Origin of the sequence: Flavobacterium praedii (assembly GCF_026810365.1) — a bacterium.
Classification (GTDB): domain Bacteria; phylum Bacteroidota; class Bacteroidia; order Flavobacteriales; family Flavobacteriaceae; genus Flavobacterium; species Flavobacterium praedii.
The window spans coordinates 3023576-3043277 of sequence record NZ_CP113948.1; the positions used below are offsets into that span (position 1 = coordinate 3023576).

The 19702-nt window shown below is 33.0% G+C and carries 18 protein-coding genes; 10 read left to right on the forward strand and 8 right to left on the reverse strand.

The genetic code is table 11. The features are described from left to right. Positions 1-108: 108 nt before the first annotated feature. The 4 genes from OYT91_RS12855 to OYT91_RS12870 all read right to left on the reverse strand — a co-directional run bounded on the left by OYT91_RS12855 (position 109) and on the right by OYT91_RS12870 (position 2604). On the reverse strand, positions 109-375 hold the full coding sequence (locus OYT91_RS12855) for a type II toxin-antitoxin system RelE/ParE family toxin (RefSeq protein WP_281238282.1): 267 nt from the start codon (positions 373-375) through the stop codon (positions 109-111). Beyond that, complete coding sequence (locus tag OYT91_RS12860) at positions 365-619, reverse strand: hypothetical protein (protein WP_281238283.1); 255 nt, start codon at positions 617-619, stop codon at positions 365-367. The genes OYT91_RS12855 and OYT91_RS12860 overlap by 11 nt, the downstream gene beginning before the upstream one ends. A gap of 106 nt (positions 620-725) precedes the next feature. Continuing rightward, entirely contained in the window at positions 726-1664 is a 939-nt protein-coding gene (locus OYT91_RS12865) for an OmpA/MotB family protein (protein WP_281238284.1), read from the reverse strand. A 178-nt stretch (positions 1665-1842) separates the two neighbouring features. Beyond that, on the reverse strand, positions 1843-2604 hold the full coding sequence (locus tag OYT91_RS12870) for an exodeoxyribonuclease III (RefSeq protein ID WP_281238285.1): 762 nt from the start codon (positions 2602-2604) through the stop codon (positions 1843-1845). A gap of 193 nt (positions 2605-2797) precedes the next feature. Between OYT91_RS12870 and OYT91_RS12875 the strand changes: the two genes are divergently transcribed. Next, on the forward strand, positions 2798-4600 hold the full coding sequence (locus tag OYT91_RS12875) for a lysophospholipid acyltransferase family protein (RefSeq protein WP_269224484.1): 1803 nt from the start codon (positions 2798-2800) through the stop codon (positions 4598-4600). A 63-nt stretch (positions 4601-4663) separates the two neighbouring features. On the opposite strand, the gene OYT91_RS12880 is transcribed toward OYT91_RS12875, so the two are convergent. The 3 genes from OYT91_RS12880 to OYT91_RS12890 form a co-directional block, all read right to left on the reverse strand. After that, a complete protein-coding gene (locus OYT91_RS12880; protein ID WP_281238286.1) occupies positions 4664-5101 on the reverse strand; it encodes a DUF2752 domain-containing protein in 438 nt (145 codons plus the stop codon). Between the two features lie 2 nt (positions 5102-5103). Beyond that, positions 5104-5487, reverse strand: coding sequence for a DUF4234 domain-containing protein (locus OYT91_RS12885; protein WP_269224482.1), 384 nt, complete (start codon positions 5485-5487; stop codon positions 5104-5106). Positions 5488-5579: 92 nt separating this feature from the next. Then, on the reverse strand, positions 5580-6530 hold the full coding sequence (locus OYT91_RS12890; RefSeq protein ID WP_269224481.1) for a 2-hydroxyacid dehydrogenase: 951 nt from the start codon (positions 6528-6530) through the stop codon (positions 5580-5582). 253 nt (positions 6531-6783) lie between these two features. On the opposite strand from OYT91_RS12890, the gene OYT91_RS12895 reads away from it, so the two are divergent. The 8 genes from OYT91_RS12895 to OYT91_RS12930 all read left to right on the forward strand — a co-directional run bounded on the left by OYT91_RS12895 (position 6784) and on the right by OYT91_RS12930 (position 17646). Further along, complete coding sequence (locus OYT91_RS12895; RefSeq protein WP_281238287.1) at positions 6784-7680, forward strand: OmpA family protein; 897 nt, start codon at positions 6784-6786, stop codon at positions 7678-7680. Between the two features lie 26 nt (positions 7681-7706). After that, positions 7707-8255, forward strand: a complete 549-nt coding sequence (locus OYT91_RS12900) for a hypothetical protein (protein ID WP_281238288.1) — start codon at positions 7707-7709, stop codon at positions 8253-8255. Between the two features lie 246 nt (positions 8256-8501). Continuing rightward, a complete protein-coding gene (gene nhaA / locus OYT91_RS12905; protein WP_281238289.1) occupies positions 8502-9668 on the forward strand; it encodes a Na+/H+ antiporter NhaA in 1167 nt (388 codons plus the stop codon). Positions 9669-9814: 146 nt separating this feature from the next. Continuing rightward, entirely contained in the window at positions 9815-10474 is a 660-nt protein-coding gene (locus OYT91_RS12910) for a hypothetical protein (protein WP_281238290.1), read from the forward strand. Positions 10475-10565: 91 nt separating this feature from the next. Continuing rightward, on the forward strand, positions 10566-12560 hold the full coding sequence (locus OYT91_RS12915; RefSeq protein WP_281238291.1) for a hypothetical protein: 1995 nt from the start codon (positions 10566-10568) through the stop codon (positions 12558-12560). 3 nt (positions 12561-12563) lie between these two features. Further along, entirely contained in the window at positions 12564-13937 is a 1374-nt protein-coding gene (locus tag OYT91_RS12920; protein WP_281238292.1) for a hypothetical protein, read from the forward strand. A 172-nt stretch (positions 13938-14109) separates the two neighbouring features. Then, the gene (locus OYT91_RS12925) at positions 14110-15951 is read left to right on the forward strand and encodes a DUF1800 domain-containing protein (RefSeq protein ID WP_281238293.1); all 1842 of its coding nucleotides are present in this window, start codon (positions 14110-14112) and stop codon (positions 15949-15951) included. 87 nt (positions 15952-16038) lie between these two features. Then, on the forward strand, positions 16039-17646 hold the full coding sequence (locus OYT91_RS12930; RefSeq protein WP_281238294.1) for a DUF1501 domain-containing protein: 1608 nt from the start codon (positions 16039-16041) through the stop codon (positions 17644-17646). A 319-nt stretch (positions 17647-17965) separates the two neighbouring features. Here the strand turns inward: OYT91_RS12930 and OYT91_RS12935 are convergent, their stop codons facing one another. Further along, positions 17966-18835, reverse strand: coding sequence for an endo alpha-1,4 polygalactosaminidase (locus tag OYT91_RS12935; protein WP_281238295.1), 870 nt, complete (start codon positions 18833-18835; stop codon positions 17966-17968). A 323-nt stretch (positions 18836-19158) separates the two neighbouring features. On the opposite strand from OYT91_RS12935, the gene OYT91_RS12940 reads away from it, so the two are divergent. Further along, positions 19159-19677 carry an outer membrane beta-barrel protein gene (locus OYT91_RS12940; RefSeq protein WP_281238296.1) on the forward strand — a complete coding sequence of 173 codons (519 nt, stop codon included), beginning with the start codon at positions 19159-19161 and terminating at the stop codon, positions 19675-19677. Positions 19678-19702 lie beyond the last annotated feature (25 nt).

The following is a 19702-nucleotide window of genomic DNA, read 5'->3' on the forward strand; positions in this document are numbered from 1 at the left end:
CAAAGATAAAAATTAGTTCTTCTTTTTTGGTTTGACATTTCCTAATATTAACATAAAAGGTTCAACGTTTGCACGTGAACCTTTTACTAATCTGTAAGTAACTATTTTTTATTTCAAACTCTTAATTGGATCTTGAAGCGTATTGAAAACCCTAACTACAGTAATCACGTTATCGTTTAATTGATACAACAATTTGTAATTCCCAACAATTATTCTTCTGCAATCTATACGATATTCATCAAATTGAAATTGTTCTGAAAACACAATATCTAAAGGAGCTTTTACAATTTCAGTAAATTTAACATAAGAAACAATCCCAAAAATTGTACGCAAATCACGCTTTGCACTTGCTGTCCAGGTAATCCTAAAGCTCATTTTTCCATACTTCAATCTCTTTCAGTAATTCTTCATGAGGCGTTATTCTGCCATATTTCAAATCTGCCAAACCCTCTTCAACTCTGTCATTATATTCCGAAATAGTCAAGGGAAGTCCCGAGGCATCCGATGCTATAATCTCACGATCGTATTTGTCTAATAAATCTGAAATTTGCTTCAATATAAAATCATTGGAGTGTTTCATTTGCTCAATGATCTTGTTTTTTAATTCAATTGTAGACATAATTCTTAATTTACAAACCCAAAGTTACAAAAAAAGGTTCAACGTTTGCACGTGAACCTTTTTTAAACTTAGAATCTTAGACTCTAAGCAACTTAGAATCTTTCTATTAAAAATCATTCAGCATTTTTGAAATTTCATCTAATCTTGGAGTCAGAATAATTTCGATTCTACGATTTTTGGCTTTCCCATCGGCAGAAGCATTGCTTGCTAAAGGTGAATATTCGCTTCTTCCCGCAGCGGTAAGATTTTGTTTGTTTACTTTTTTGTTTTCTCCCAAAATAGTAACAATCGCCGTAGCTCTTTTGGTTGAAAGATCCCAGTTATCGGCTATTGGTCCAGAACCTTCGTACGGATCATTATCAGTGTGACCTTCTATCAATACTGAGATATCAGGATTATCGCCCAACACTTTCCCAACTTCAACAACTGCTTTTTTACCTTCGGAACCTACAGCCCAACTACCAGAATTGAAAAGCAATTTGTTTTCCATAGAAACGTATACTTTCCCGTTTTTTTGTTCTACGGTTAAGCCTTTGCCTTCAAAACCGTTTAGCGCTTTAGAAAGTGTTTCTTTTAGTTTTTTCATACTGGCCTCTTTGGCAGCGATAAGATCTTCCAACTCTTTTAAACGTTGGCTACTGGCATTTAACTTTTCTTGTTCTAGTGCCAATGCTTTGGCTTTTGCATCCAATTGCGCCAATAATTCACGGTTCTTTTTCATATTGGCTTCCAGTGATTCATTGCTGTTTTTTTCTAAAGCAGCGTAGGAATCTTGCAAAACTTTCATTTTGTCTTTGGCAGCAGCATAATCGGCTTGTACTTTGGCCAGATTGGCATTGACATCGTCTAGGTTGGTTTGCAAAGCCGCTTTCTCTGTTTCCAATTGTTTTTTGGAAGCCAAAAGTGTTGCATTTTCATCAGAAATGGCTCTGTTTTCTTTCTTTAAATCGGCAAATTTAGTTTCAAGTTCATTGTATATTTTCTTGGAAACACAAGATGTGGACAGTGCGAGAATTAAAAGTCCGATGGAAATTTTTTTAATCATTTGGATTGAATTTAATATTTATATGTAGTATTTGAGGTCAAAAGTTCTTGTAAAATGTAATGCCTTAGCCCCGATAGCAGTGAAAATCCTTTTTATTTTTTTCTTTAAAAAATAAAAAGATTGCAACGGATAGCGGGATTAGCTCCTTAAAACTTTCATCATTTCTATTGAAATTGTTCTATTCGATTTCGACCAAAACTGGGCAATGATCCGAATGCATGGCGTCTGGCAGTATAACGGCTCTTTTGAGTTTATGTTTTAAGGAGTCGCTCACTAAATTGTAATCGATACGCCAACCTTTGTTATTCCCGCGAGCTCCTGCGCGGTAACTCCACCACGAATATTGGTGTGGCTCACTGTTGAAATGGCGAAAACTATCCACAAACCCAGATTTCATGAATTTATCCAGCCATGCTCTTTCTTCGGGTAAAAAGCCGGATGTGTTTTTGTTTCGAATAGGGTCGTGTATGTCGATGGCTTCATGGCAAATGTTGTAATCACCGCAAATGATTAGATTGGGAATGTCTTTTTTGAGCTGATCAATATAGTCTTGAAAGTCGTCCATAAACATAAACTTGTGACTTAAACGGTCCATATTGGTTCCCGATGGCAAATACAAACTCATCACGGAGCAGTCGTCAAAATCGGCACGAAGGTTGCGTCCTTCAAAATCCATGTGCTGAATTCCAGTTCCATACACTACGTTATTGGGTTTTGTTTTGGAAAGAATAGCAACACCACTATACCCTTTTTTGGTAGCGGGATAATAATATTGATACGGATAACCGGCTGCGGTTATATCTGCAACAGGAATTTGTTCTTCGGTGGCTTTGATTTCTTGCAAACAGATTACATCGGGATTGGCTTGTTGCAACCACTCGATAAAACCTTTGTTTATGGCTGCTCGAATTCCGTTTACATTATAGGAGATAATTTTCATTTTTTAGTTATCTATTGTTTTCAAAAAAATATAATTCAGGCTCGTTTGGACGCTCCACTTTTTTTAAAAATATTAAAAATTATTTTTTGTCGAATCCAAAAGTAACAAAAAATAGAAAGATTGATTCAAAATAAAACATAAAAAATGGAGTATTTTGCTATCTTTGTAATTAGCTCAAAAAAGAAAAATATAAATGGGTTTAGTTACCGCAAAAGAAGTTGCAAAGGCAATTAATACGGATAAGTACGGTGTTTTTGGCACTTTCACAGGTTGGTTATTGATGAAAGTATTGAAGATTTCGACATTAAATCAAATATACGACAGGAACAAGCATTTGAAAGAGTTGCCGTTCTTGAATGCCATATTGGATGAATTTCAAATTAAGTTTGAGATTCCTGAAGAAGATTTTAAACGATTACCAAAAGATGGTGCCTACATTACCATTTCAAATCACCCACTTGGAGGAATTGATGGGATTTTGTTATTAAAATTGATGCTCGAAAGAGAACCCAACTTCAAAATTATAGCTAATTTTTTATTGCATCGCATTGATCCGATGAAACCGTATATTATGCCTGTGAATCCTTTTGAAAACCATAAAGACGCCAAGTCTAGTGTGGTAGGAATTAAGGAAACGCTGCGTCACCTTAGAGACGGAAAGCCATTGGGAATGTTCCCTGCGGGAGAGGTTTCTACCTATAAAGATGGTAAACTCGTGGTTGACAAAGCTTGGGAAGAAGGTGCGATTAAAGTGATCCGAAAAGCTCAAGTACCGGTGGTTCCTATTTATTTTCATGCCAAAAACAGTCGTTTGTTTTATTTTTTATCCAAAATAAACGACACACTTAGAACAGCTAAGCTACCTTCGGAATTATTGACTCAGAAAGATCGTATTATTAAGGTACGAGTTGGGAAACCGATTTCGGTCGCCGAACAAAATGAACATGAATCGATTGAAGAATACACGGAATTCTTGAGAAAGAAAACCTATATGTTAGCCAATCCATTCGAAAAAGAAAATAATTTTTTGAATGCTGCGAGTTTAAAACCTACAAAAAGTCCAAAAAAGATTGTTACTCCTGCAAGTACTGAAAAAATGATTGCGGAAGTAGAAACTTTAAGAACAAAGGATTTACGTTTGTTACAAAGTAAAAACTACGAAGTATTTTTTGCAGAGGCCAAGCAAATACCTAATATTTTACATGAAATAGGTCGTTTGCGTGAAATTACTTTTAGAGAAGTCGGTGAAGGAACCAACGAATCCATTGACATAGACAAATACGATCAATATTACCGTCACCTCTTTTTGTGGGATGATGATACCAAACAAATTGCTGGCGCCTACCGCATGGGATTAGGATCGCAAATTTTTCCGAAATATGGAATTGAAGGATTTTACCTGAACGGGCTTTTCCGTTTTGAACCCGAATTACATGACATGATGAGTAAGTCTATTGATATGGGTAGAGCCTTTATCATCAAGGAATATCAGCAAAAACCAATGCCATTGTTCTTGTTGTGGAGAGGAATTATACACACGACTTTACACTATCCAGAACATAAATATTTATTGGGTGGAGTGAGTATTAGTAATCAATTTTCGGATTTCTCAAAATCATTGATGATTGAATTTATGAAATCACACTATTACGACCCTTATATTGCACAATACATTCACCCTAAAAAAGAGTTTAAAGTCAAATTAAAAGACGCCGATAAAGATTTTATTTTTGATGAAGCGGAAGCTGATTTGAATAAATTCGACAAATTGATTGATGAATTGGAACCTGGTATTTTGAGACTTCCAGTATTGATTAAAAAATACATCAAACAAAACGCTAAACTTGTTGCATTTAACGTAGATCCTTTATTCAACAATGCAATAGACGGACTGATGTACATTCGAATTTCGGACATTCCAGAGAGCACCATGAAACCAGTAATGGAGGAATTTCAAGCAGAATTAGAACGTAAGTTGAATGATAAAGAAGAGTAGTTTAGACTGCAGAACGCAGAATTTAGATTGCAGAATTATAAAAAAATCCCTTTGGGGATTTTTTTATTTCCAAATGGATTCTTTTAGAATTGAATCGTAGGTATTGTTTTCTACAAAATAGGTTATTCTAACTATTTGATAAAAAATCAAAAAACAGGCTAGAAAGTAGGCTAGTTTTTTATTGTATAAAATTCCGTTGAAGTATTCTTTTTTAGTAATTAATTCGGCAATTAGAACAACTATTGTCACCAAACAAAAAAGAACCACAAATGGTCCTAAAACATGGTAATACATGCTTTTGTACAAATCCCCTTCATAGAGATACACCAATGATTTGGTAATTCCACAGCCAGGACAAGGAAAACCAGTAAGCATTTTGAAAGGACACAAAGACTGATCGGTTTCAAGATGATTATTCTGATTGTGTAACATTAAAAAAAACGGAATTACAAGGGTTATCACAGCCCCTATAATTCCGAGTATTTTACGGTCTCGTTTCATTGTTATGAATACAATTTATTGATCTCACTTTGCACAATCATTGCAGCGACCATTGGAAATAATAATCCTAATACTAATAAAAGTACAGAATCATCTTTGACAGGCAATCCGAGTCTTTTTTGTGTCGCTGGCAATCCGTCTTTACCCACCAAATAAAAGAAATAGGCATTTATTGGATAGCAGCATCCTGCAAAAATAGCTATGGGGCTCGAAATAATTTCTTTTTCTCCTACTGCATTTAATACTTCGGATGCTTTTAAATTCCAGTAAATTAAATACAAACCACAAGTTAAAAAACTTAAAATTAACACCACCACTGGGTCTACTTTGAATGTTGGGATTGGATTCTTGGGTGTATTCCAAGTTTCTTCAGGTTTATTTTCCATAATTTATTCTTTTAGTTTTTGTTTGTTATCGGACGAAATTATGAAAAATAACACAAAATCCTATTTTTTAAACAATTAAAAATCTTACAAGCCTAGCTTTTTCCATACAAAGCTTTAATTTTATCTACAATTACTTGCGCCAATCTTTCATGACTTTCATATGTCCATCCTGCTATGTGCGGTGTAAGAATCACTTTTCGACCATCCAATAAATACTGAAAAGCTTCGGGGGTATTTTTGTCTTGAAAGAGTGTTTCAAAAGATAATTTTTCGTATTCTAAAACGTCCAAGCCAGCACCAAGAACTTTTCCGGATTGCATAGCGGTAACCAAATCGGCAGTAATAATATTCTTTCCCCTTGAGGTATTGATTATCCAAATATTTTTTGCGAAAGCATTTATAAAATCCAAATTTACCATTTTATCCGTCTCGGGTGTCCACGGAATATGCAAACTCAAGACATCGGTTTTTTGTTGTAATTCTTGTAATGAAACCTGTTTGGCATTGGCATCACCTACATTTTCTTTGATGTCGTAACACAAAACTTCAACCTCAAAACCACGAAGTTTTTTAGCAAATGCTTTTCCCATGTTACCATAACCAATAATCCCAACGGTTTTACCATCGAGTTCGTATCCGCGATTTTTCTCTCTGTTCCATTCACCAGAACGAATTTCGCTATCGGCTATGTTTAATTTGTTGAAGAGTGACAAAATCATTCCCAAAGTATGTTCGGCAACGGCATTACAATTCCCTTCGGGTGCGGCAATGAGTGCAATATTCTTAGAGATTGCATAATCACAATCGATACTTTCAAGCCCCGCGCCCACACGAGCAATGAATTGCAAATTTGTAGCTTTGTCTAGGAACTGTTTGTCTATTTTAAAACGGCTTCGAATAACAATTCCTTGATAATCTTGAATTTTAGCTTCAATTTCTTGTTTTGAAGAAGTAAAATCGGCATGATTGATAAAACCTGCTTGTTCCAATTGATCCCAAAGTAAAGGGTGATTGCTGTCTATATGAAGGATTTTTATGTCCATAAATTTTGTTTTTTTAGTAATCAAAATAACAAAAAAAATACGGTTTTTAGTAACAAAACTTACTATAATTAATGGAGATTCTTCGTATCACCGACTAAATGAACTATTATAGTTTATAAAATTATGGTATAAAAAAATTATAATGCTTTAAAAATTACTCAAAAAAAATTGAACTAATAAATTTATTTCCAATTAGTTACAAAATATATCTTAATATTTTTTAAATTTGAGTAAACTTCTAAATTTTAATCCTATGTCAAAAAAATTTTTATACCTATTGGGTATATTATTGGCAATGCTTCTGGGAACTTGGATGTATCCAGATGAATGTTGTGCCAATGAGGAAAAACAAGGAACAGATGAAAAGATTATGGATGTTACAGCATCTGGTAATTCGTTTCAACTACAGGGAAATGGTTTTGATTATAAAACCAATCAAAATTTAAAATTCTTAAATGATGACAGTAATTTATTGAATCCAATAAGCGATTCGATCAACATTGGAATTGTTAAATTAAAAGAATTTCTGGATCAAAGTCCAAATCAAAAACTACTAATTACGGGTTATGCTACTTCACTCGAAAAAAACACGACTAGTTTTGAAAATTTAGGATTTGCAAGAGCAGAAAATATAAAGAACTATTTTGTCACTATGGGAATACCTAAGGAAAAATTCACTACTGATGGAAAGATAATCGATTCATGGAAAAGGAGCGGCGACACTTTATTAGGCCCAGCCAAATATCAATTCATATCAACAGAAGCTACTTCTAATGATAACAAATGGAATAGCCTTAGAGACTCAATAAATGCTAATCCATTAGTACTTTATTTTAAAACCAATCAAATAAACATCCAATTAAATCAAGAAGAAGCTGCAAAAATCGCAACTATTCAGAGGTATTTAGAAAAAGTTCCAGACAGCAAAATTTCGGCTATAGGGCATACGGATAATGTTGGTTCTCCTGAAAACAATATGCTTTTAGGTCAAGAAAGAGCCGATTTTGCCAAACGATATCTAATTAAAAAAGGCATAGACGAAACTAAAATAATCAGCACTTCTAAAGGGCAAACGGAACCAATTGCTGACAATGAATCAGCTGAAGGAAAAGCCAAAAATAGACGTACCGTAATCACAATAAATAAATAGAATTTATAAACTAAAACAATATAATTATGAATATACCATGTTATTTAATTCCCGCACTTGTTGGACTAATAAGTGGAATTTTAGGCTATTTGATAGGAAAAGCATCAGGAAATAATGATGAAGACAAAAACACAACATTACAAGCAGAATTAAACGCTTGCCAGAGTAATACTCAGAAACTTAAAACAAAAATTAACAATCTTGAAGCGGAACTCAACAAGCTACATGCCGATTCCACCGCAAAAATTCAATCTTTCGCCGCTACCACAACTAGTTTACCATTTGACTCCAATTTGGCTTTTACAATTTTTGGCAAAAAAATTATTGAAGATGATTTAAAAATCATTGAAGGAATTGGACCTAAAATTGAGGAATTGTTTCAGCAAAATGGCATCAAAACATGGAAATTACTGTCTGAAACTAGTGTTGATAAATGCCAAAGTATTTTAGATTCTGGTGGTGAACGATTTGTGGTACACTCACCATCTACATGGCCTAAACAAGCCGAAATGGCCTACCTAGGTAAATGGAAAGAGCTAAAAGAGTGGCAAGACAACTTAAAAGGCGGGAAATAATTTATATTAATTATTTCTTATTAATTTATTTCTTTTATCTAAGGCAACGAAAATAAAACGGGCGATAACTTATTGAGAAGTTATCGCTCATTTTTTGCTGTATTTTATACTAAAAATTAAATAAACCCCGAATCGCATTTAAAATCTACTATATCTGGGTTAAAAAAACATGGTTTCTGGTTATATACTAAAATAATTAACCTACAATGATTAAATTAGCGAATCGTATTAAAACCAATGCAAAAAATGAAATTAAGCAAAACATTTGATGCTTTTTTCCAAAGTGAAAAAGCTGGAGGAATAATCCTTTTATTAGTTACAATACTGTCATTACTTTTGGCGAATTCTTCTATTCAAACCGAATACATCGGCTTTTGGAATACCGAAATTGGACATCATTCTATAACCCATTGGATTAATGATGGATTAATGACAATCTTCTTTTTATTGATTGGACTGGAATTAGAACGAGAAATTTATGATGGTGAATTGTCCAACATCAAAAATGCGATACTTCCAATTTTTGGAGCATTGGGAGGCATGATTGTTCCCGCTGGAATTTTTTTGGCATTCAATTATGGCACTCTTACTCAAAACGGTGCCGGTATTCCTATGGCTACAGATATTGCTTTTGCCATTGGTGTTTTGTCATTATTAGGGAATAGAATTCCTGCCTCGTTAAAAATATTCTTAACAGCTCTTGCAGTCATTGATGACTTGGGTGCCATACTTGTGATTGCCATATTTTATACTCAAACCATTGCATTTGATAATTTATTAATTGCATTTGCTATTATGGGGTTCCTCTTTATCTTAAACCGACGAAAAGTACATCACCTGGCACCTTACTTAATTGGAGGTGCATTTATGTGGTATTTTATGTTGAATTCAGGCGTTCACGCCACTATTACTGGTGTCTTATTAGCATTTGTCATTCCATTTGGTGACGGTAGTTCAAAAACAGCTTCTTATCAATTGCAACATTTTCTTCATAAACCGGTTGCCTTTTTTATCCTTCCCCTTTTTGCTATTGCCAATACTTGCATAGCTATAAATTCGAACTGGCATGCGGGATTAAGCCATGAAAATTCAATAGGAATTATATTAGGACTTGTCATAGGAAAGCCTTTGGGCATCTGGTTCTTTTCATTTCTGGCAGTAACCTTAGGCATTTGTACATTGCCTAAAGATTTAAAATGGAAAAACATTTTGGGAGCAGGCATGCTCGGAGGTATTGGATTTACCATGTCTATTTTTATCACTTTATTAGCTTTTAAAAACGATGGTGAAGAAATTATAACCTATTCTAAAATAGCCATTTTGATTGCTTCCTTTCTATCTGGAACTTTTGGTTTTTTATGGTTAAAACTCACTTTTAAAAATCCAATAAAAAAATTAAAATCAAATAAATAGGACTAAAAAACGTCTCAAAACATTTGTAAAATAAAATTTATTCTTTTCTTTGTAGAGAAAATATTTACAAAGATTACGTTTTCCATGTCATAAACTATTAGAATCTTAAATTATTTTGTTCTATAAACCAAGTGATGCATGTAATCATGAAAAAAATATATTTTTTGCCTTTATTGTGTTTCACTTTTTTATTTCAAAGTTGCTTTGAAGTGATCGAAGAAGTAAAAATGAAGGATGATGGATCAGGGCATTTTAATTTCGTGATTAATTTTAGCCAAAGCAAAACTAAAATCAATTCGGTTTTAAAAATGCAAAAAATTAATGGCTACACCATTCCTTCCAAAGAAGAAATTAAAAAGGAAGCCAACAAACTAGAAGAACTAGCTCAAAATACCACAGGAATTTCAAATGTAAAAACCAATATTGACTTGACGAATTATATTTTTGTAGTTGATTTGGATTTTCAAAAAATTACTTATTTGAATGCTGTTTTTTTAAAACTTAAAAAAAGTAAAAAAATAGACCCTAGCATTACAACCGACTATTTTTCGTATAACGATAAAAAATTTATTCGCAGTCAAAAAGTACCTATAAAAGCGCTGTATGACAAAATGGAAAAAGCAGATGCAGCAGTTTTTGAAACTGCAAAATATACCTCTGTTTACAAATTTGATTCGACTATAAAATCATTTTCTAACAAAAACGCTACTCCATCTAAAAGCAAAAAAGCCATAAAATTAAATAGCTCAATAATCAACGTGATTAACGGCAACGAAAAAATTGAAAACACCATTACACTCAATTAAAAACAAATGAAATCGCTATGACAGAAGTCGTCACAATTACCAATAAAGAACTAGCGAAACCATATCTCCTCAATTAAAATAGTATTTAAAAATGAAAAATTTTATAATAATCCTTATTATTTGCTTCTCAACTACTTCACAAGCCCAAGATTTAGCAAACAAAGTTCCTGAAAACGCTCCTTTTGCTTTAAGCTTCAACGGTAAAAACATAAACGAAAAAGTCCCCATAAAAACCATACAAGACTACCCGTGGATGCAGTCTTTAATAGAAAAAGAATTGAAGTTTTTACCTAAAGATTTAACCCAAACCGGTATAGATTTCAATAACAAGCACTATCAATACTACATCAAAAAAGATTCTGTGATGAACTATGTAATTTTGATACCATTAAATAATACCTCCCTATTTGAAAAGCTAGTTCAAAGTAAATATGGAGATAGTCTTAAGATAAAAAACCAAGGATCATACTCCAGAGTAAGTACCTCAAAAAAACATCATTTGGCTTGGAATGACAAATTTGCTGTATTAATCAATGCCAGTTATACCAAACCATACCAGTATAATGATACCGATCCGTATGCAAACCTAACAAGTATGGACACAACTGGAGTATTAGTTGATACAGCAGCAGTCAATTATGACATGGCAGCACCAGCTTATGAGGCTGAAGAAACGGTTAAAACTACTCCAGAGAAAAAAACAAAATCAAAAAAAGGCAAGAAATCAAAAAAAGTAAAAACAGAGCCTGTAATTGTTGATCCAACAGAAGAGGAAATTTATGCTGCACAAGATAAAGCAAATGCAGAATTAGAAGAAACCAATAGAAAACTTTTAGAACTTGAACTTAAGAAAACAGATTCTATTGAGAGTTTAAAAATAAATCCGATTGTAGATTTAATTTTTAAAGAGGCATTTGATTCCAAAACAGAGTCGCCAATGGGTAATTCTATACTCTTTAAAAACAACAATCCTAAATCTGATTTTTATGTTTTTGCAGATTTGGATACCTTAACTAATCAAGTATATACTTCATTATTAGGAAGTAATTCACATTTGTCAGGGATTTACAAAAATGGATTATTGAATAGTAGTTTCTACGCAAATGTATACTTCGAAAATGACAAAATTCGATTGAGTCAAGTCGTAACTCCTAAAAACGAAGAAACAAAAAAATCATATCAAGGGATGTTTAATTCAAAAATAGATAAAAACCTTTTGAACTATGTCGGGAAAAATGTGATGGGGTATTATTCCATTGCGATGGACACCCAAGCCATTATGAATTATGAATATACCATTTTGAAAAACACATTGAATTCAGCTTACCAAACGTATGCCAAAGACGCCAGTGGTAAAGAAGCCGATGTAATTATTGATGCTCTTGCTTTGCTCTTGGATGAAAAGGCCATAGCAGATTTAGTTCCGGGTACTGCCCTTTTTGTGCTTCACGATTTGAAAAAAGTACAAAGAGATTACGTTTCCATTACATACGATGAAAATTATGAACAACTGGAAACAAAAGGCACTAAAGAAGAAATTCAACCTGATTTTACGTTTCTTATGAATACGAGAAACGAATCATTTGTGAATAAATTATTGCAGCTTCCGCTAAACAAAAGCAAATTTACAGCGACCGATTACCAATTGACTAACGGGTATTATTCGATTCATTTTGAAAAAGACAATATTTTAGAATACTTATATATAGGTTTAAAAAATGGTGCGGTAATGATCACTACATCCAAAGAAAACATAGAAAACCTCATCAATCAAAAAGTAATGCCAATACAAGAAGCATTCAAGAAATCCATCTCCAAAAACAATTCGGCAGTCTGGATCGATCTTCAAAAAATAATTAAAGCTTCTAAAACTGAATTTGACAAGGAGTCCAAAACCAATTATTTTGATATTGCCCTAAAAAATGCTGGAGAAATTTCGATGGAAACCAAATATAAAAATGGGAACATTGTTTCAGAATCTTCATATACTATTAAAGGGGAACACTCCAATAGTTTACAATATTTCTTTGATGTTATGAACGAAATGTATACGGAAAGCAAAAAAGAACCAACTGTTACAGAATAATTGATGAAATTTTTTAAAAGTATTTTCTTTAAAGTTGTCATACTTCTTATTGTTTTAGGAAGTATGACAATTTTTTATTGGTACGGATACCCTAAAGAATTTGATGCCAAATGCATTCCTAAAAATGCGGATGGAATCGTGATGATAGATGTAAAGAATCTCAGAAATTGTTTTATGTATTCCTATCTAAAAAATCCTTCTAAATGGTTCCATAATAAGAATGAAAAAGGAATAAATGAAACATTTTCTTTTTCTAATTCTGGTATTAAAACCCCCAATTATCTGGCTTTATTTCACCTCGAAAACCAATCCTTAACGCAATGGTATTCTGTTTTAAAAATTGAAAATGAGACAGCATTTGAAAGTGCAATATTAAAAGGGAAATTCAGCAAACTAAAACTAAAAAACGGTTTGAGTTGCTATCATTCCAGTGCGATGGAGATTCTAATTTTAAAACATTCAAATCAAATTTTAATTTCGAATCTTTCAGAAAAACAAAAAGCAATTGGAATACAAACCGCAGAAGAGTTGTTCTTGAAAAAGCAGTTTTTGAATTCTGAAAAAATAGCGAAAACAATAGACACTCCGAATGCAATAACTATTTGGATCAAAAAAAACAGTTTTCTAGAAGACGATGGAATTGTAAATATTACTTTGGAAGGACAAAAAATTATAGCAGAAGGACAATTAAAATTAGATTCAAAATATAAAAAACAAACTCGATTTTCTCAAAATCCAGATGCATTGATGTCACTTGGTTTTGATTTTGGAATGATTCAGAATCAAAAAATCATCACTGGAAATTCCGATAAAATCAAAAAAACTATGGGATTCAACTTGGATTCTATTTTGGCTTATAAACCAAGTAAAACGGAACTATTCATCTATCCAATGATGGAAAAGAAAGTTTCTGCAATAAGTTATGATTATGATGACGACTTTAATCTGGCGAAAAAAATAACTGTACATACGAATCGGGAACCTTCTTTTTACTTTTCAATTCAATCAAAGAATTCTCAAAAAGTCTATAATTATCTTAAAACTCAAAAAACGATTGATAACCATAGTGTTTTTTTGAACTTTCCTTTGGCAACGACCAAAGCATATGTTAAAAACAACACTTTAGCATTCGAAGCAAATCCATCAAAACAAAGCATTTTAAAGGCTTCAGAACCTAAAATTGGTTATTTACTATTAAATTTCAAAAAGCTAGAATCGAAAGATTGGAAGTCTATTATTGGCAAAAACAAAAATTTTGAACTTCTAAAATCGTTTGAACACTTTGAAATTAATCTTAAACAAGAAAATAATCTAGGACATTTTCAAGCTGAATTAACAACCAAAAAAGGAAAAGATCTTATTACTATTTTGAAGTAAAAACACTAAAAAAGAGTCAGTATTATAATGTAGTAAATATTACAGTTTTTATTCACATATTACGTAAAAATACGTGTTTTGTCGTATTTATCATCCCAGTTATACCTATTTGAATATATTTGTCGTTTGTAGTTAGTCATTAATCATCACTACTAAATTTGAATAAATATTTATGGGAAACAGTATACTAACAAGGCGCGCTTTATTTACAAAATTACTGAAAAGGTTGTTAGTGAATGCCCAGGAAAAGGACCCTCTTTTTGAAAAATATTCTCGTAAAATATACAATGGCCGTCGTTATTCTTCTTTAATAAACCCAAAAAAAGACCAAACCAGTAAATCAGGTTCAGAAACCGAACGCGTGACGAATGTTACAAGCGGTCTTGCTCCTTACACAGGTACATGGTCAACATCTGAAGCCTTACATTTATTAAGAAGAACAGGATTTGGTTTCCAAAAAAAGGATGTAGATACTTTATTGGGACTTTCCATGAATCAAGCCGTTAATCTAGTTTTAACGATTGATACTACTCCTCCTGCCCCTCCGGTAAATCATTACAATAACGAAAAACCAGACGAAAATGGTCTTCCTTATGGTGCCGATTGGACAAATGATGCTTTTATTACAAATGATATTGGTGGAAACACAAATGGCAATCGAACTTCAGGACTAAGTTCATGGTGGCTGGGACTTGCTTTCAATCAAGATATTAGCATTCGAGAAAAAATGACACTCTTTTGGTATCACTTTATTCCAGTAGATTTTGAGTTTATAAAGCAATCATCAAATGAATATTGCAATACCAATTCGGCTCGAATTTGTTACAAATACATCAAAATGTTTCGGGATAATGCCACTGGGAATTACAAATCCTTAATTCGCAATATGGCCACACAACCCGCAATGATGTTCTATTTGAACAATCAGGCCAATACCAAATCAGCTCCCGATGAGAATTTTGCCCGTGAAGTTATGGAGCTTTTTACACTTGGTAAAGAAGAAGCCAGTCAATACACAGAGGCCGATGTTATTCAAGCCGCCAAAGTACTTACAGGATGGAGAGTTCAAAATCTTAACACTATTAACGAGGCCACTAATTTTGTAGACAAACTGCACGACACAAGTACCAAGAAATTTTCTTCTTTTTTTAACAATAATCCTATTGCAAACACTGGGGCAGGAGAATTGGATTTATTTATAGATATGATTTTCTCCAAATCGAAAGTAGTCTCCGAATACATTTGTCGCCGTTTGTACCGTTTCTTCGTGTATTATGATATTGATGCCAATATAGAAGCCAATGTAATTGTTCCTTTGGCACAGCATTTTGTCGCTAATAATTGGAATATCTTACCCGTTTTGGACAAATTATTTAAAAGCGAACACTTTTTTGACATGGCTAATCGAGGTGTTTTCATCAAATCTCCTCTGGATGTTATTGTCGGAACGATGCGGACGTTTAATCTCAATTACAACGTGGCCGATGCCACCAATTATGAGGCACAATATGATCTTTGGAACACCTTTAATTATGCGATGTACGACATGCAGCAAGCTATGGGATCTATTCCAAATGTAGCAGGTTGGCAAGCTTTTTACCAAAAACCCTCTTTTCATGAATATTGGATTAATTCCAATTCGATTCAAAGACGTTATGGCTTGATTGAATATTTATTTTATGGTTTTGATAAGGAAAAAAATGGTTTAATCACCAGAATGGAAGTCGATGTCATTGCTTTTGTTAAACAATTTCCAAATGCAACTTGTAAAGATCCAAACGCATTGGTTAACGAATGTATCAAATATTTATTACCAATCGATTTTAGTATGGGTGCCAAAGATGCCATTAAAACGCAAACCCTTTTAACAGGGCAGGCTTCCGATTATTATTGGTCTAGTGCTTGGCAAACCTATATCAATAACCCAAACGAAATGAACCTTCAGATAGTCAAAACAAGAATACGAAGTTTATTGCTCACTATTGTTGAATTTGCAGAATATCAGTTAATGTAGCTAAATAGAGGCTAAGATTCTAAGTTGCTATGGCGCTAAGATTCTTAGAAACTCAGAAGGGTAGGAACTTAGAAACTAAATAAAAAAATGGAAAGAAGAAAATTTATAAAGACAACTGCTCTTGCATCAACAATACCTTTGGTTTTTAATCATATTCCCGTAATGGCATCTTCTCAAATTGAGAACAAAAGTTTGCAATTACTAGCTAATGCAGCAGCTGGTTGTGGAAAAATTTTAGTTATTATTCAGATGAATGGTGGAAATGATGGACTAAATATGGTTTTACCCAGAGATAAATGGAGCGAGTTGACCAATGCCCGTTCTAATATTTTAATGAAAGAAACCGATGTTTTGCCTTTGCATTACAACGAAACAACAGGTTTACATCCCGCCATGAAGGAAATGCAACAATTGTACAATAACGGTAAAATGATGATCGTACAAGGAGTTTCTTATCCCAATCCAAGTTACAGTCACTTTAGAGCAACTGATATTTGGTTCACGGCCTCGGATAGTGATGAAACATTGCAGTCGGGATGGCTCGGAAGAGCATTAGACACTGTGTATCCTAATTTTCCAACAGGCTATCCTAATCTAAATATGCCAGATCCTTTGGCGATACAAATTGGATCAACTTTGCCATTTTCATTGCAAGGGCCAAAAATAAACATGGCCTATAGTGTCCCTAAACCTGAAGATTTATTGAATGTAATAAATGCTACTTCGGATCCAACACCCAACTCTGATTATGGCCATGAATTGACCTTTTTGAGATTGATGAAAGACCAGAGTAATGCCTATAGAGAATCGATACAAAAAGCCTATAATGTACCTAAGCCGCAATCGCCAAACTATCCCAATAAAAATGGATTGGCTGATCAATTAAAAATTGTGGCTAAACTCATTAATGGCGGATTGCAAACTCCTATTTATGTGGTGAACCATCCCAAAGGTTTTGACAGTCATGAAAATCAAGTATTGGATTCGGATAAAAAATTAGGCAAACAAGCCGAAAATTTAAGTATTTTGTCTCAAGCTATCGGTGCATTTCAAGAAGATTTAAAGTTAATGGGTAAAGCCGATATTGTAACTGGAATGACGTTTAGTGAATTTGGACGACGTATCAAAAGCAATGACAGTTCAGGTACTGATCATGGTTCAAGTGCTCCAGTTCTCTTTTTTGGCGCGGCATTAAATACAGGTCGAGGAACTGTAGAGGGAACACCTAATCCGGTTTCGGGTATGATAGGGACTTCTCCCAATTTGCCACAAACTGCAACAGTAAATGATCAAATTCCTTTTCAGTATGATTTCAGACAAATTTATGCTACCATAATGCAAGATTGGTTGTGCATGAGTGAAGCGCAATCGGATGCGGTTTTAGGAGGTTCATTTGAAAAATTACCCATTTTTAAAACAGACAAAACGATTTATTATCCAAATACGGATTTCATGAGGATTTTTCCAAATCCAGTAACAACCAACCAAATAAATCTACAGTTTTATAACTTTATAAACAGTACCGTTCAGGTAAATATCTATTCTATGTTGGGTTCTAAAATTTTTGGAAATTCCTATTTGGTAGATGGCGATATTTTGAGTTTTAATACAACCCAAATATTTTCAACAGGCACCTATATCGTTCAAGTAATTTATAATGGAATAAAATATAATGCCAAAATGTTAGTACTGTAATTATTATTTAAAACACGTTTTGTAAAATTATTTTTTGCCATATAGAAACCAATTTCGTTTGCTTAAGGAACTCTCAGACCAAACTCGTTTAATTTGTCATTTCGACCAGCGGGAGAAATGACAAAACCAACTCTTAAAGAAACGACATTGACATAGAATCATAGAATTTATAGTTTTTAAAAGAAATAGACGTTTTACTATTCACATAGCTATTCTATGTGAGAAATAGTGCTATTTCTATTTATTCTTGACCTTTTTAATACTAATCTATGATTCTATATGGTTAAATTTTATATTTTATTTAATTTCACCCAACGGGTTATTCATAATATTCATATGCATCAATAATATCTAAGTAAACTCCATCAAAACCAGCATCTAGAATTTTTTTTACATAGGAATCATCATTTCCATAAATAATTTTCTGCCATTCAGGATACCAATATTTAACTTTAAAATTCCCAGCCCAGTCCGGATTTTCAGAATCAATCCATTTGGGTTTTGAAGAATTCCAAGTGCTTTGCCAATAATATCGGTAATTTTCGGCTTCGCCAATAGACATATATGAAATTACCAATCTCTTTCCTCCATTAGCTTTATTTCGTAAAGTATTTATTTCTGATTTTGTAAAGCTAGTTCCATCATGAAAAAATAAATCCATAATAATTAAATCATAATTAGTAGCAATCACTGCATTAATAAAGGCAGTTTTTGTTGCGAAATTATCAGGATTAATCAGATACAGAAAATTTTTGATTTCAGAAATTTTTGAAATGACTTGATTGTTTTCTTGATAAACTGTAGTTGAAGGAATATTATTTAATTCTCGCTGATTAGCGGCAAATGAAACATATCCTAATTTATTATTCTCAAAATAGGAATCGTTTATTTTTGAAATTGTGCTACAATAATCGGTCACAAGTATTGTTTTTCCAGCTTTTTTGGAAAGATTCAAAAAGTTTTTTAAATATAAAGTTGTTTCAACTGGTGTAGCTTTATCATCAGTATCATATCCATACCACAAATCTTCTTGACCGTTGGCATCTATAGCGTTGAGATAATCGGAATTCGATTGTGTACTATTTTCTCCATCACTACTTACAAGTTCAATCCCATTCTGCGGAATGATATTGAAATTAGGATTTATTGCTTTGGCAAATTGACTAATTCCTATTACAAATTCCCTCATTTTTTGTTTGGAATTGGCTATAGATTGAGGATTGCTATTGTCCTCTTTACTGCAGGATCCGAAAAAAAGAATAAAAAACAGAAAAAAATAGTGTAGTCGCATATAGGATTCTTTCTTACAAAACGTTGTTTGCCTTTTAAAATTGCTTTACTAGTGCAAAAATCTTTATCTATTATCCAAAACTATAGTATTTCAATTTGCAAAACAGGTATTTACAAAAGTGGATATTTGTAAAATTCACTGAAATCTGACATTTTTACCAAAAATTAAAAATAAAACCATGAAAAAAATATACTTTTACGTTGTATTAAAAAACAAAAATTATGAAAAAATTTATTCTAATAATTGCCTTTGGTTTTATATCAAACGGTGTATTAGCTCAAAGTCCACTTGAAGAAGGTGGAGTACAATTAAACGCAGGTTTAGGTCTTTCTGGTTGGGGTGTTCCTGTTTATTTTGGTTTGGATTACGGAATCGCCAAAGATTTTACACTTGGTGGTCAACTGTCTTTTCAAACAGACAATGACCCATACTATTATGGCGGTAAAGATTATAAATACAACTCAACTGCTATAGGAATTGGAGCAAACGGAAATTATCATTTCAACAGAATATTAGATATCCCAAGCAAATTTGACTTTTACGCGGGTGCCAGTCTTACCTATTACATTTGGAATTATAACGACTACAACAACAACCCTCACCCAGACAATACATCTTTAGGTCTTGGACTTCAAGTAGGTGGTCGCTATTTCTTTACCGATAAATTTGGTATTAATCTAGAATTAGGAGGAAACACAGGTACGAGTGGTGCTAAATTTGGGGTTACTTTCAAAATCTAAAATCACTAAAATAACATATTACGAT

Bases quoted from the DNA above. Each gene is read 5' to 3' on its own strand.
- OYT91_RS12855 (WP_281238282.1), bottom strand. From the start codon at position 375: ATGAGCTTTAGGATTACCTGGACAGCAAGTGCAAAGCGTGATTTGCGT.
- OYT91_RS12860 (WP_281238283.1), bottom strand. From the start codon at position 619: ATGTCTACAATTGAATTAAAAAACAAGATCATTGAGCAAATGAAACAC.
- OYT91_RS12865 (WP_281238284.1), bottom strand. From the start codon at position 1,664: ATGATTAAAAAAATTTCCATCGGACTTTTAATTCTCGCACTGTCCACA.
- OYT91_RS12870 (WP_281238285.1), bottom strand. From the start codon at position 2,604: ATGAAAATTATCTCCTATAATGTAAACGGAATTCGAGCAGCCATAAAC.
- OYT91_RS12875 (WP_269224484.1), top strand. From the start codon at position 2,798: ATGGGTTTAGTTACCGCAAAAGAAGTTGCAAAGGCAATTAATACGGAT.
- OYT91_RS12880 (WP_281238286.1), bottom strand. From the start codon at position 5,101: ATGAAACGAGACCGTAAAATACTCGGAATTATAGGGGCTGTGATAACC.
- OYT91_RS12885 (WP_269224482.1), bottom strand. From the start codon at position 5,487: ATGGAAAATAAACCTGAAGAAACTTGGAATACACCCAAGAATCCAATC.
- OYT91_RS12890 (WP_269224481.1), bottom strand. From the start codon at position 6,530: ATGGACATAAAAATCCTTCATATAGACAGCAATCACCCTTTACTTTGG.
- OYT91_RS12895 (WP_281238287.1), top strand. From the start codon at position 6,784: ATGTCAAAAAAATTTTTATACCTATTGGGTATATTATTGGCAATGCTT.
- OYT91_RS12900 (WP_281238288.1), top strand. From the start codon at position 7,707: ATGAATATACCATGTTATTTAATTCCCGCACTTGTTGGACTAATAAGT.
- nhaA (WP_281238289.1), top strand. From the start codon at position 8,502: ATGAAATTAAGCAAAACATTTGATGCTTTTTTCCAAAGTGAAAAAGCT.
- OYT91_RS12910 (WP_281238290.1), top strand. From the start codon at position 9,815: ATGAAAAAAATATATTTTTTGCCTTTATTGTGTTTCACTTTTTTATTT.
- OYT91_RS12915 (WP_281238291.1), top strand. From the start codon at position 10,566: ATGAAAAATTTTATAATAATCCTTATTATTTGCTTCTCAACTACTTCA.
- OYT91_RS12920 (WP_281238292.1), top strand. From the start codon at position 12,564: ATGAAATTTTTTAAAAGTATTTTCTTTAAAGTTGTCATACTTCTTATT.
- OYT91_RS12925 (WP_281238293.1), top strand. From the start codon at position 14,110: ATGGGAAACAGTATACTAACAAGGCGCGCTTTATTTACAAAATTACTG.
- OYT91_RS12930 (WP_281238294.1), top strand. From the start codon at position 16,039: ATGGAAAGAAGAAAATTTATAAAGACAACTGCTCTTGCATCAACAATA.
- OYT91_RS12935 (WP_281238295.1), bottom strand. From the start codon at position 18,835: ATGAGGGAATTTGTAATAGGAATTAGTCAATTTGCCAAAGCAATAAAT.
- OYT91_RS12940 (WP_281238296.1), top strand. From the start codon at position 19,159: ATGAAAAAATTTATTCTAATAATTGCCTTTGGTTTTATATCAAACGGT.